The 13546-nt window shown below is 49.8% G+C and carries 11 protein-coding genes, 1 tRNA gene and 1 other RNA gene; 10 read left to right on the top strand and 3 right to left on the bottom strand.

The features are described 5' to 3' along the window. Positions 1–22: 22 nt before the first annotated feature. The 6 genes from BM367_RS02170 (at position 23) to BM367_RS02155 (ending at position 7492) form a co-directional block, all read left to right on the top strand. The gene (locus BM367_RS02170) at positions 23–2020 is read left to right on the top strand and encodes an acetoacetate--CoA ligase (RefSeq protein ID WP_092457075.1); all 1998 of its coding nucleotides are present in this window, start codon (positions 23–25) and stop codon (positions 2018–2020) included. Positions 2021–2081: 61 nt separating this feature from the next. Beyond that, positions 2082–4634: a PIG-L family deacetylase gene (locus BM367_RS02165; protein WP_222842553.1), complete on the top strand. Its 2553-nt coding sequence runs from the start codon at positions 2082–2084 to the stop codon at positions 4632–4634. After that, positions 4612–4773, top strand: coding sequence for a hypothetical protein (locus BM367_RS12140; protein WP_177224079.1), 162 nt, complete (start codon positions 4612–4614; stop codon positions 4771–4773). Before BM367_RS02165 ends, BM367_RS12140 begins: the two co-directional genes overlap by 23 nt. 12 nt (positions 4774–4785) lie before the next feature. Further along, a complete protein-coding gene (locus BM367_RS12135) occupies positions 4786–4923 on the top strand; it encodes a hypothetical protein (RefSeq protein ID WP_177224078.1) in 138 nt (45 codons plus the stop codon). Between the two features lie 63 nt (positions 4924–4986). Then, positions 4987–6684 (top strand): sodium:solute symporter family protein, encoded by a 1698-nt coding sequence (locus BM367_RS02160; RefSeq protein WP_092457069.1) that lies wholly within the window; start codon positions 4987–4989, stop codon positions 6682–6684. Between the two features lie 4 nt (positions 6685–6688). Beyond that, the gene (locus BM367_RS02155; RefSeq protein ID WP_177224077.1) at positions 6689–7492 is read left to right on the top strand and encodes a patatin-like phospholipase family protein; all 804 of its coding nucleotides are present in this window, start codon (positions 6689–6691) and stop codon (positions 7490–7492) included. A gap of 58 nt (positions 7493–7550) precedes the next feature. On the opposite strand, the gene BM367_RS02150 is transcribed toward BM367_RS02155, so the two are convergent. Beyond that, a complete protein-coding gene (locus BM367_RS02150; RefSeq protein WP_143103929.1) occupies positions 7551–8882 on the bottom strand; it encodes a DUF6600 domain-containing protein in 1332 nt (443 codons plus the stop codon). A gap of 145 nt (positions 8883–9027) precedes the next feature. Between BM367_RS02150 and BM367_RS02145 the strand changes: the two genes are divergently transcribed. The 4 genes from BM367_RS02145 to BM367_RS02130 all read left to right on the top strand — a co-directional run bounded on the left by BM367_RS02145 (position 9028) and on the right by BM367_RS02130 (position 11130). Next, the gene (locus tag BM367_RS02145; protein ID WP_092457061.1) at positions 9028–10014 is read left to right on the top strand and encodes a Smr/MutS family protein; all 987 of its coding nucleotides are present in this window, start codon (positions 9028–9030) and stop codon (positions 10012–10014) included. A 29-nt stretch (positions 10015–10043) separates the two neighbouring features. After that, an RNA gene (gene rnpB, locus BM367_RS02140) (RNase P RNA component class A) lies at positions 10044–10486 on the top strand. 96 nt (positions 10487–10582) lie between these two features. After that, complete coding sequence (locus tag BM367_RS02135; RefSeq protein WP_092460871.1) at positions 10583–11014, top strand: DUF4870 domain-containing protein; 432 nt, start codon at positions 10583–10585, stop codon at positions 11012–11014. A gap of 45 nt (positions 11015–11059) precedes the next feature. Further along, a tRNA-Gln gene (locus BM367_RS02130) sits at positions 11060–11130 on the top strand. A gap of 35 nt (positions 11131–11165) precedes the next feature. Here the strand turns inward: BM367_RS02130 and BM367_RS02125 are convergent. Together BM367_RS02125 and BM367_RS02120 are read right to left on the bottom strand one after the other, a co-directional pair. Continuing rightward, positions 11166–12176 carry a ligase-associated DNA damage response exonuclease gene (locus BM367_RS02125; RefSeq protein WP_092460870.1) on the bottom strand — a complete coding sequence of 337 codons (1011 nt, stop codon included), beginning with the start codon at positions 12174–12176 and terminating at the stop codon, positions 11166–11168. A gap of 4 nt (positions 12177–12180) precedes the next feature. Beyond that, a complete protein-coding gene (locus BM367_RS02120) occupies positions 12181–13545 on the bottom strand; it encodes a hypothetical protein (RefSeq protein ID WP_092457058.1) in 1365 nt (454 codons plus the stop codon). Position 13546 lies beyond the last annotated feature (1 nt).

The raw sequence follows: 13546 nt of genomic DNA, 5'->3' as shown, positions 1-13546 counted from the left end.
TACTGCATAAACGTTCAGCACAATGGCAGAAGGGGAAATTCTCTGGCAGCCTGCGGATGCAATCTGGCAGGCGAGTCATCTGGCGCATTATGTGCAATGGCTGTCGCGTGAAAAACGATTATCTTTTCACGATTACACTACATTGTGGCAATGGTCGGTACGCGATATTCCCGCATTCTGGCAGTCAGTCTGGGAATATTTTAAGCTTCCCCGGCTCGATGAACATGTAAAGGTCATGAGCGGCGACCCCATGCCCTACACCCGTTGGTTTGCAGGTGCGCGGTTGAATTATGCGGCTCATGTATTCAAACACGCAACCGATCAACGACCGGCGTTATGGTTTGCTGCGGAAGACAAGCCTTTGCGGCCCGTATCCTGGCAAACCTTGCTGCAGCATGTGGCCGGCTTGCAATATTTTTTTCAGCAGGTGGGTTTGCAAAAAGGTGATCGGGTAGCTGCTTATTTGCCTAACGCGCCGGAAGCAACCATAGGCTGGCTGGCAACAGTTGCTTTGGGAGCGGTGTGGAGCAGTTGTTCGCCGGATTTCGGTGTACAGGGCGTGTTGGATCGTTTCCGGCAGATTCAGCCTAAAATCTTGATTGCTGCCGATGGATATGTGTATCAGGGCAAGCGATATGACCGGCAGCAACAGCTGAAATCCATCTGCGAAGCCCTGCCCTCGCTGGCATGTGTGATACTGGTTCCCCGGATACACGACGAAGCTACTTGGCAGGATATTCACCCCAAGCAGGTCAGCTGGGAAGATGCGGTTGCCGGGGGAAGCCGTCGGGCGCCGATAAGCGCCGATGTACAGGTGGTGGAAGTGGATTTTTCCCATCCGCTGTGGATTTTATACTCTTCCGGTACAACGGGCATACCTAAAGCCATCACCCATTCGCATGGCGGAATGTTGCTGGAACATCTGAAATACCTGGCCTTTCACAATGATGTGCATGCAGGTGAGAATTTTTTCTGGTACACGACTACTGGATGGATGATGTGGAATTTTCTGCAGGCCTCTCTCCTGATGGGGGCAACAGCTGTATTATATGACGGGCATCCCGCTTATCCGGATATGGGTGTGCTGTGGCGACTGGCAGCCCAGTTGCCCATTCATCATTTTGGCACCAGTGCACCGTTTCTGATGAGTTGCAAAAAAAACGGATATCGGGCCGATGATTTGGATCTGGCAAGTCTTCGCAGCATTGGCTCTACGGGTTCGCCTCTGCCTGCAGAAGGTTTTGAATATGTATACCAGTCTATCAAATCAGATGTGTGGCTCTGCTCCATGAGCGGTGGCACCGATATCTGTACAGCCTGGGTGGGAGGTTGTTTGTGGCGGCCGGTAAGATCCGGGGAAATCCAATGCCGGTGCCTGGGATGTAGCATGTATGCCTATGATGAAAACGGAAAGGCATTGGATCATGAAATCGGTGAAATGGTGGTAACGGCGCCTATGCCCTGTATGCCCGTGTATTTCTGGAATGATCCGGATTTCACCCGTTACAGGGAAAGCTATTTTGAGATGTACCCGGGCGTTTGGCGACATGGCGACTGGATCCGGATTACCGAGCACGACGGAGTAATCATTTACGGGCGATCAGATGCTACATTAAACCGGCAGGGCGTACGCATAGGAACAGCCGAAATTTATCGGGTACTGGACCGCTTGCCAGAAATCAAGGATAGCCTGATTGTAAATATTGAATTGCCCAATGGGAAAAGTTACATGCCTTTGTTCGTGGTGTTGTTACCGGAAATAGAATTAAGCATAGGGCTGAAACAAAAAATCCAGGAGGCGTTGCGCAACAGCTGCTCTCCCCGTCATGTACCAGATGAGATTATAGCGGTAGATGATATTCCGTATACCATCAGCGGAAAGAAGCTGGAAATGCCGGTGAAAAAATTATTCCTGGGCATGCCACTCGAAAAGGTAGTGCAGCCCGGTGTGCTGCGCAATCCAGACGCGTTGCAGGCATTTGAAACCCTTGCACAAAGCTGGCGTAGCAGATTTTCCTAAAATTAAGGTTATTCCATCCATTGTTTTGGGCAATTCGGTTTCTGTCCTGTATTTTTGAAATATGATCCTTTCTGATATCCGCTCATTTCGGCATTGCCATGTTTTGCTGATAGGGTTGATGTGGTTGGCTTGTTTGCCTCGTGATGTACAGGCTCAGCGGCCGGCTGAATGGAATGCAGCCCAGATCCGCTTGCATCTGTTGAAACTGGGAGTACTTGGTAAAGTGCTCTATATAGCTGCTCATCCCGACGATGAAAACACGCAGCTGTTAGCTTATCTGGCGAATGGAAAATTATATGAAACAGCCTATTTGTCGTGTACGCGGGGAGATGGTGGGCAAAACCTGATTGGTGATGAGCAGGGCGAAGAAATGGGTTTGATCCGCACGCAGGAATTGCTGGCTGCCCGGCGTATAGACGGCGCTCGGCAGTTTTTTACCCGGGCCAATGATTTTGGCTTTTCCAAATCGGCTGATGAATCCCTTCGTTTTTGGGGGCATGAGCGGATTCTGGGTGACATAGTATGGATTATCCGGAAATTTCAACCGGATGTTATCATCTGCCGTTTTCCGGAAGACAGCCGTGCGGGACATGGGCAGCATTGGGCTTCGGCCGTTTTGGCCCATGAAGCTTTTCTGGCAGCTGCTGATCCCCATCAATTTCCCGAACAACTGCGTTATGTAAAGCCCTGGCAAGCCAGGCGATTGCTGTGGAATACCTATCGCTTTGGCAACGTAAACACCACGAATGCAAATCAATTTCACATTGACGATGGGGGATTCAATACCTTGTTGGGAGAAAGTTATGGCGAAATTGCTGCCGACAGCCGATCGATGCATAAAAGCCAGGGCTTTGGGGTGCCACGCAACAGAGGTAGCCATGAAGAATATTTCGTAACCATTGCCGGCGATCCTCCGGTACATGATCTTATGGATGGAATCGCGACCAGTTGGACAGCCCTGCCAGGAGGTGAACACATCCAGCAGATGATCGACAGCATCCAGCAACATTTCCAGGTTGATTCTCCCGAACTTTCCGTACCTGGGCTGATCAGTTTATACCGGGCTATTGAGCAGATGCCCGAAAACCGCTGGAAAAATCAAAAGCTTCAGGAAATAGATGCACTCATTCAGCAATGTAGCGGATTGTACATCGAGGCCACTACTGACCAGCCGGCGGTAGCTCCAGGCCAGCATTTTCAACTACGTGCCGAAATCATCAACCGTTCCCATTTGCCTGTCACGTTAACCGGCATTGCCTACCCCGGAGATACTTTGTCTATGCGTCAGCCTTTGGCAAGGGATGAAGATCAGTCATTCTCCCGGGAAGTGGTTGTACCGCATACGATGCCCATCTCGCAACCCTACTGGCTGCAACAGCCCCATCCGGTGGGCTATTATAAGGTGCAGAACCAGCAGATGATTGGCCTGCCTGAAAACCCACCTGCTTTTTCCATCACTTGTATGCTGGATATTGCTGGCGAGCCTTTCCGTTATACGCTACCGGTGGTATTCAAACACACAGATCCTGTGAAGGGTGAGCTCTATGAACCTTTTGTAGTGGCTCCGGCTGTGACGGTGAATCCGGAAAACAAAGTATACGTGTTTACCCAAACAGCTCCTGTGCAGGTACGGGTATTGGTAAAGGCCTTTCAGGATTCCTGTGTGGGATATGTACAGCTCAAATTACCTAAAGGATTCCAAGCAGAGCCCGAGCAACAAACCTATCGGCTTATGCACCGGGGTGATGAAACCTGGCTTGATTTTAAGGTTTATGCCTCTTCTATTCCATCTCAGTCGCGCACCGGAATAATACAGGCTGTTGCCTATCAGCAGGGAAAAACGTATGACAAGGGCTATCGGCTGATCAGTTATCCCCATATTCCGGATATCACCTGGTTTCCTCCTGCCGAAGCCCGTGCCGTGCTGTTGCCTCTGCAGATCCGTGGTTCGCGTATCGGGTACATCATGGGGGCTGGCGACCAGGTGCCCGAAGCCCTTCGTCAGTGCGGATTTCAGGTAACCCTCTTGCAGGAGCAGGATGTCATGCATGGGAATCTGGCTCAGTATGATGCCATTGTGACGGGTGTGAGAGCCTACAATACCGTACCTTGGCTGGCTTATGCCCAGCCCATCTTGCTTCAATATGTGTACAACGGAGGCACACTGGTGGTGCAGTACAACAACAATTTCAATCTGGTTACCCCGCAACTGGGTCCCTATCCTTTTACCCTTTCACGTGATCGGGTAACAGAAGAAGATGCACCGGTAAAGTTTCTGCTGCCTGAAGATCCGTTGCTGCACGATCCCAATGAAATCACCGAAGCCGATTTTGATGGATGGATCCAGGAGCGCGGATTGTATTTCGTATCTCAGGCTGATGCCCGTTACCGGAAGCCATTCAGCATGCATGATACAGGCGATAAGCCGTTGGATGGATCTACTCTTGTGGCAGACTATGGCAAAGGGAAATATGTTTACACCTGTCTGGATTTTTTCCGGGAGCTTCCGGCAGGCGTTCCGGGTGCATTCCGGTTGTTTGTAAATATGCTGGCTGGACGTAAGCGAGATTTGGGTTCTTCAACTGCATCTCATGGAAAACACGACTCGCGATAAAAAGCGCTTGCAGGTGAGCATCTGGTTCAGCTTGCTGCTGGGCGGGCTGCTGGGTTTGTTGTTTGAAAATGTGCGGATAGGATTGATTATAGGTTTGCTTATTGGCTTGCTGAGCATCAGTCTGGTGAAAAAACAATAAAACCTTTCATCTATGACTTCCCGTAAGCAACTGGCACCTGAAGAAAAACCACCCCTGTTATCCTCTTGGTGGATGTGGTATCTGCTGGTGGTGCTGTGGCTGTTGTTGCTGATAGGTCTGTTCTGGTGGTTTACGCTTGCATTTTCCTGATCCAATCTTAGCTCTGATTTGCATAACAACACAACGAAGACTGAAATTAAAAGCATATAGATTTTGCAGGCATTAGACTGGTTGGTATTAACGGTTACGCTGGTGCTGATCATTGGCTATGGAGTCTGGAAAAGCCGCAGGCGCGATAATCTCAGCGGCTATTTTCTGGATCATCAGTCCATGCCCTGGTATCTGATCCTGCTTTCCGTGATGGGCACGCAGGCCAGTGCCATTACTTTTTTATCGGCACCCGGACAAGCTTATACTGACGGGATGCGCTTTGTGCAATATTATTTTGGCCTGCCACTTGCCATGGTGGTGCTTTGCATCAGTTTTGTTCCTGCTTTCCGGCGTCTGCAGGTTTTCACCGCCTATGAATTTCTGGAAAAACGATTTGATCTGAAAACCCGGGCCCTTACGTCATTTCTTTTTTTATTGCAGCGTGGGTTATCTACGGGCATCAGCATTTATGCGCCGGCCATTATTCTATCTTCCTTGCTCGGATGGAATATTTATTGGACCAATATTTTCATTGGAGGGCTGCTGATTATTTACACAGTGAGTGGAGGAGCCAGATCGGTAGCACACACCCAAAAGCTGCAGCTGGTAATCATTTTTGCCGGTATGTTGATGGCTGCCTGGTTGCTGGTAAAGCGGTTGCCCGATCATGTTCGCTTCAGTGATGCCTTGCATCTGGCCGGGAAATTAGGCAAACTCAATGCCGTCGTGCCCCGTACGGATTGGCGGGATGCCGATTTCTGGCAGGATAAATACAACCTGCTAAGCGGAATCATAGGTGGTTTCTTCCTGGCACTCTCTTATTTTGGAACGGATCAGAGCCAGGTAGGCCGTTATCTCACGGCGCGTTCTGTAAAGGAAAGCAGGTTGGGTTTGTTGATGAATGGCATGGTAAAAGTTCCCATGCAATTCGGGATCTTGCTGATTGGTACATTGGTGCTGGCGTTTTATCAGTTTTATGAACCTCCGCTATTCTTCAATCCTACTGTCGTTCGGGAAATTAATACTTCGGTGTATCAACCCGAATTTGCTGCTTTGCAAAGGCAGTACGACACCATTTTCGTTCAAAAGAAAACGGCTGCCTGGGAGTTGATTCAACAATGGCATTACCATCGAAAAGAGACGGATGCGCACACATTTATTCAGCTGCATCAACAAGCAGAACATGTCAGGCAACAGGCTATGGATCTTATTCACCAGGCTGTGCCTCATGCCGATCATAACGATACCAACTACATTTTCCTGTACTTCATTCTCGATGAGTTGCCCGCCGGTGTTGTGGGTTTGTTGATTGCGGTTATTTTTCTGGCTGCCTGGGGTTCTATTGCAGCGGCACTCAATGCCTTGGCTTCGGCTACCCTGGTGGATGTGTACAAACGGGCAGTTTACACACGGGGCAGTGAGCAGCATTATGTGCGCATGTCAAAATGGTTTACCCTGGGTTGGGGTGTTTTCTGCATTCTGGTTGCCCAGTTTGCCAACAGGCTGGGAAGCCTGATTGAAGCGGTAAATGTGCTGGGTTCATTGTTTTATGGCACCATCCTGGGTATTTTTCTATGTGCTTTTTATCTGAAGCAGGTAAAAGGTACGGCAGTGTTCTGGTCGGCTATTTTGGCTGAACTGGTGGTGCTGGGGCTATACCAGATACATACTGTTTCGTTTTTATGGCTTAATGTGGTAGGTTGTTTGCTGGTGATGGGATGTGCGTTGTTGGTGAATGCATTATTTTCGGGTAAGAACTGATACCATGGATATTTCGACGGATCATATACCAGTGGCGTCTGTCGTACGTGAATATGCTTTTGTGTTGTCGGGTGGTGGAGCCAGAGGCTATGCACATATTGGCGTATTACAGGCTTTTGCCGAACAGGGCATTTTGCCCAGGGCAATTTCCGGAACCAGTGCCGGCGCTATTGCGGGCGTGCTGATTTGCGATGGATATACTCCGCAGGAAGCTGCTGAGATTTTCAGGAATTATAAGCTTACACCCCGCTTCAGGCTCACCCGCCACAGCCTGGGACTTTCGCTCCATTTTCTGGAAGCTTTTCTGCATCGATACCTGAGGCATACCCATTTTGAAGAGTTGCGTATTCCGTTATTTGTTTCGGCAACGGATTTTACGAATGGTCAGCTCCGGGTATTTGACAAAGGGCCGATCATTCCGGCGGTGCTGGCCGCCAGCGCCATCCCGATTATCTTTCCGCCTGTGTATATTGATGGGAAACCTTATGTGGATGGTGGATTGAGCAGCAACCTTCCCGTAGAGCCGTTTCTGAATCGGTTTGCACCTATCGTAGGTGTACACGTCAATCCGCTGCCGGAATATGACCCGGCAAAACGCAGCTTTATCCGCAATCTGGAACGTACACTTCATTTTGCCATCCGGGGGGTGGTGCATCGGAATATGATGCATTGCCAGTGGTTTATTGAACCACCGGGCCTGAGTCAGTTTGGGTTGTTTGACACGCATAAGTTTGATGAAATCTATCAGATCGGCCTGAGCTATGCCAGGGCATACATTGCGGAACACAAATTGGTACTTACTTCATAAAAAATCCCCGACCCGGGATGGCGGATCGGGGATTATCCGGAGGTAAACATTTTTCCCGTCAGAAATGCCTTCGTTCATTTCCGTTCTGAAACCTGCGATCGTTCTGTTGCCGAGGATTTATGGGTGATCTGTCAAAGGTACGGGCAGGTGCCTGATGCATGATCGGATGGCTGAATGCATCCGGCCGATAACGATTTTGTGGCTGAGCCGATGAAGGGCCCATCGCATCAGGGTTGGATGATCTGAACACGCGTGCCGGGGCCGTATTGCGGCCAGCTGAGGGCCCGTTAGCTTGTTCTGGATTGACCGGAGGCTGATATATGCGGCTTTCCGAGGCAGCAGGTGCAGGTGTGCGATCAACAGGCGTAGGGGTAAACCTACGCACACGCATGCTTGCGTTGTTGTCAGGATTTGCTGGAACCCCATCTGCCGCTGGAGCATTGACATGAGCCTCGCCAGAAGCTTGCGTGCGGTAAACAGAAGGATTGCCGGCTGGCCCAAAGGTTCTGGGTATATCAGGCGTTTGTCCGGAAGCACCAGCTCGGTTGTTCTGGAAAGGCGACATAAACCGCACATGATCGTTGGCTGCCATGCGGGATTCCTGCGTGGTATTGTTTACAAATACCCTTGGTGAGGCATTGGGAACCTGTTGTACGGCTGGGCGGAAGATCCGCACGGCATTTCCTTCCACTCGTGTTTCTTCAGGTCTGCTGGCATCCACAACCGGCATGGGTCGCAAAGGCCGGCCTACATAGCGTTGCACGACATCGGGTCTTGGCCCGTAGAAATACCGGGGGCCTCTGTCTTGCATATACACCTGATTGATGATCGTGATATGCTGGATAATGGTTACATGATTCCGCGGATACACATAATATCTGTAGGGCGCAGGTGAGCAGAGATAAGCACCCGGAATAAAGACCCATCGTGAGTAAGGGATATACTCACCAATGGAAATATGTACGCTGATATCCACACCGGGTGGTAGAGGTGCCCAGCCATAATAATCACCACTCTGTGCCCATACTACCCATGCGGGAGCCCATTCCGTGCCCGGAATCCAAATCCAACCATAATAATCATCATACACCCAACGTCCATAATGAAAAGGTGCCCAGCCCCAGGGATAATCAGATACCCAGGTCCACCCCAGCGAAGTAAACACCCAATGACCCGCAGTGGCATAAGGAATAAACCCCACTTCCACAGAGGGGATCCAGGCATAGCCATAGCTGCCATAGGTAATCCACCGACCATAAGGGCTTAAGGCATCGAAGAAGACCTGTATTGAAATATGAGGTGTTGCGGCCGAAGCCCTGTTTATTGCAGGACCGGTTGAAAGTCCCCCCATCAGGAGCAGTACCATCAACCCTTTAACTATCCGTTTCATAACCCATGTTTTTTGAATTGTCTGGCTTGCCTTATGTATTTTGAAGCAAGCTTTCATCTATTTCATATGCAAATAGTTTGCCCGAAATTTGTTTTGCTGATGATTGGGTTAATCAGGTCTAAAGTTGGTTTAAATTATTAAAAAAATGCTATTTGAACCTGGTGATCAGGTTTGGTTGGTTCATTCCGGCGAACGGGCTACTGTGGTGAATATCCTCAGCGAGGATATGCTGGAGGTAGATGTGGAAGGGATTCGTTTTCCCGTTTATGCCGACCAGGTGGAGTTTCCCTATTTCAGGGATTTTACCAGCCAGCCGAAAAGCATCAGAAAACCTATTCCGGGTGATGTATTGCCTGCAGAAAAACCTCAACAGGTAACCCGGGTGGAGACTGGGTTGTGGTTGCAGTTTTTCCCGGTATACCGGACATCCTCGGAAGATGAAATTGAACGGATTAAAATTTTTCTGGCCAATGAAACATCGCTTGGATATCAGATGATTTACCGGCTGATGAAGCAGGGGATAACTGAATTTGCGTTTAGCCAGGAAATAAGACCATTTTCCCATCTATACCTGCATGATGTGCTCTTTGAGGATTTCAATGATAAACCGGTATTTTATTTTCAGGTTCGCCTGTCTCAGCCGGATGCAACGAAGCAGGAAAGCTATGAAAAGCGAATCAGCATCAGGGCACGCGAGTTGTTTTTGCTTGTAGAGCAAATGCATCGGCAGCAGCAGGCCAGTTTTTCAAAACTCATTTTTCAATCCTATCCAAATGCAGTTCAGGCGGAGCAGATGCCGGTATTCTCTCCCCGCCGGCTGGTGTCAGAAAATTGGACAGGTGTAAGGTCACAGCCAGCTTATGAGGTAGATTTGCATGCCGATAAACTGGGGGTGAATACGGCAGGCATGAGTGCGGGGGAATTGCTGGAGCTTCAGGTGCAGATTTTTAGCCGGCATTTTGAACGGGCCATTGCCAGCAGGCAGCCTCATTTAAAGGTGATTCATGGCATTGGGAAAGGGGTGTTGCGGGATCGTATTCATGAGATTCTTCGCCAAACGCCTGAAGTCAGCTATTTCACCAATGATGTCAACCCTGGCGTAACGCAGATTTATTTAACTTATTTGCGTTAGCTTTTATTGTTTTTTGCAAGTTTTTGGCAGTTGCAGGCCGCGCTATCGTGGTTCCGGCCTTGCCGGAGCCAAGGAAAGTCCGGACAGCACAGAGCAGCGCACCACCTAACGGGTGGGTCTTCCGGAAACACCGGAAGAACAGAGAGTGCCACAGAAAATAACCGCCCCTCCAGTCTCAATGCGGCTGGCGGAGCAAGGGTGAAAACGGGAGGTAAGAGCTCCCGGGGTCAGCCTGCAAAGGCTGGCTCGGGCAAACCTTGCGCGCTGAAATGCCAAATAGGCCCTGCTATCTGTTCCTCAGGAACAGTCATGGGCTGCTCGTTCATGGCCCGGTACGTTCCGGCTTATGCGGAGCCATCCGGGCGGCAGGGCGGGTAGGCAGATAGATCCCGGCAGCGATGCCGGGACCAGATAAATGATAGCGATCCGCCACCGGCGGATACAGAATCCGGCTTACAGGCCTGCAGCTGCTTTTTTATTTTTACCTTCTGTCAGCCTGTTTTATCCTTTTATCCATTGCGGCTTGTTTGCAGCGCACTTAGCCCTTATCTTTCCAGAAAATTTTCTTATGGATGCCAGACAAATCCACACACGCGCAGCCATTGTGCATCTGGGCGGCCTTATTGGCTGGGTGATTCCGTTCAGCTTTGCCAATCTCATCGGTGTACTGGTATTGTGGTTGCTCCTTCGGAAGGATGATTCATTTATCGATGACCAGGGCAAGGAAGCGGTGAATTTTCAGATTTTGGTGAGCCTGATCTTTCTGGTTTTGGGAATCCTGGGTGGTGCATTGATAATGCGGCATTTGATAGATTTCACCTGGAGAGATGGTTTTTTACCGGGCAGGTGGTACTGGTGGAGAGTGGCTGATGTAGGCATCTGGGGCATCTTGTGGAAATTGGCCAACTTGTTTAACTTCATTTTTTGTGTGATGGCAGCCATCCGTGCCGGACAGGGTATTGCTTACCGATATCCGCTTTCTGTGCGGATTGTGAGATGATTGCTGAAATCAGAAATATTGTAAATTGCAGCCTGGTTTGAAGATTGCCCGATCGTATAATGGTAGTACGACAGATTCTGGCTCTGTTTGTCCGGGTTCGAATCCTGGTCGGGCAACACAAAAAATCCCGCTGTTCAACAGCGGGATTTTTTTATTCTTCCATTTCCTCTGCAAAGGGGGATAAAAGATCCCGGGCGGATATCTGTTTTGTTTCACGCAGGTAACGTGCCAGCGTATGGGCATAGCCATGGGTAACCCACACCTCTTCGGCTCCGGTGGCTTCTATGGCAGCCAGCAGGCCGGGCCAGTCGGCATGATCAGACAGAGCAAAAGCTGCATCGGCACCTCGTTGGCGGGCATGGCCGCGGATTTGCATCCACCCGCTACAATAAGCAATGCTGCAGGGTTCCAGGCGATGCAACCATTGAGACTCCCGCGCAGCCGGCGGAATCAGTAGCACCCCATGCTGCAATTCCTGTCGGCGGCCGGGTGGCTGAAAAAGATGTACCGGCGGGAATTTTTGAGATAATTCAGGACGATGGGTGATCAAGGTTTCATGTATGGCGTAAATGGAAGGGTGCAGCCAGCAATGTAAACCTGTTTCTTTCAGCAGGTACAAAAGCCGCTGGGCTTTGCCCAGGCTATAGCCAATCAGTATCGGAATTTGCTCTTGCTGGTGCACTTCCTGTATCCATGTAAGCATGCGTTGCTGCAATATTGCCTGGGGTGCCCAGCGATAAACAGGCAATCCAAACGTAGATTCCGTCACAAACACATGACAGCGAACGGGTTCGAAGGCAGGCGTTAACCCATCATCCACCACCTTGTAATCGCCGGAAACCACCCACACCTGCCCCCTGAAACTTAATCTCACCTGAGCTGAGCCAATTACATGTCCGGCCGGATGCAAGCTGATCTGCACGCCCCCTATGGAAACAGTTTCACCATACTGAAGGGTTTCCACCTGAATATGCTCTCCAAGCCTCTGCTTCAGCAGGGGAGCTGTATCGGTATGGCACAAATATGACCTGTGGCCAGCCCGCGCATGATCACTGTGGGCATGTGTGATGATGGCTTTATCCACTTTACCCCAGGGATCAATGAAAAAATCACCTATGGGACAATATAATCCTTGTGCTGTGAGTGCCAGTAAAGGTTCCATATGCTTAGTCAGCAGCATTGATGCTTCCGGCTGGATAGGTCCTTCCGCCATAGATTTTCATGAAGAAAATCTTTCTGTTTTCAAAATAATCAGGTATGCTATCCGTAACCTTTTTATAAACCGGTTCAAACTGATAAGGAATCAGCATATTGGCTCTTGGATCGTTGATGCGGGCGTTGAAATAAATGCCGTATTGAAGCATCAACCACACAAAACGGTAACCGATATCAAACCCTTTCCATGCGTAGGGCGAAGGGTCGCGGGTCTGATAGAGCTGCATGAACTTTTGCTGCAGATAGCGTGCAGCTGGTGATTGGGGTGAAGTGACGAAAGGAGAAGAGTAGAACACTGGTAGCCCATACAGGGAAGAATCGGTAAACCACGTGTGAATTTGATCCCAGGTGGGCATGCCTATCATGTTGATCTGATAGCGGTCGGTGAGGGATGCCATTTTGTATGCCATATTCAGTGCAACTGCAGGGTCAAGCGTGGTGAAAATGCATACATTGTTCTGGTTGACATCGAGCTGACTGGCAATCCGGGAGATTGACCAGCTGGTGTCGTACACAACCTGCTGCATTGGCATTACCGTGTATTGCGGATGCTGGCGGTGTACATCCAGGAACAACTGAGCAATGGTATTATCGTCGCTACTCGGCTGGCTCCACAATGTCAGGTGTACATTATTGAAATTGGTCAGCACATACTGCAGGATGGCATGGGCGTGTGCAGCAAGCGTACTGTTTACGATGATTAGAAAGGGATTTCCGGTAATGCCTGCATCATTGGGCAAGGTTGCCGAGACCAGATTGACTTGATGTTGCCGACTGAAAGCGCCCAGGGTCTGCAGTTCCTGGTAGCTCAGCATGCCCAGGATGAGATCAGCCTTTTGCAGAAAACTGTCTTCAACAGCTTTTGTTATGGGTAACGAGGCCGAATGCGTATCATATACCTTTATTACCAGGCGCGCACCCATACTGCGCAGGCTATCCATAGCCACCTTCACACCTTCATAAAACTCCAATCCGGGAACAAAATAGTCCGGAAAACGGGTAAGCCAGGCATTGGTGCTGGATTCATTTTGCATTGAATCCAGATAAAGTGGACAAAACAAGGCAATATGGTAAACGGGCTTGCGAATGAGTTTGGCGAAAGCTGCTACATGAAAAGGAGCAGCAGCAGGTATGTTTTTTTCTGCCGTATCCACAGCCTGAACTGCAGGTCTGGGTGGAGGTGCTGGAGCAGGCGGTGCCTGCGGCACCTGGGAAGTGCGGGTTGAAGACTTAAACAAAAAACATCCGGAGCAAAGCCCCAGCCACATCCATAGCATCAGGCGGGTGATCCGGATATGTGGTGATGTCCTTCGCATG

This window comes from Thermoflavifilum thermophilum (assembly GCF_900116565.1).
In the GTDB taxonomy this organism is placed as follows: Bacteria; Bacteroidota; Bacteroidia; order Chitinophagales; family Chitinophagaceae; genus Thermoflavifilum; species Thermoflavifilum thermophilum.
This window is presented reverse-complemented; position numbering and strand designations above follow the sequence as displayed.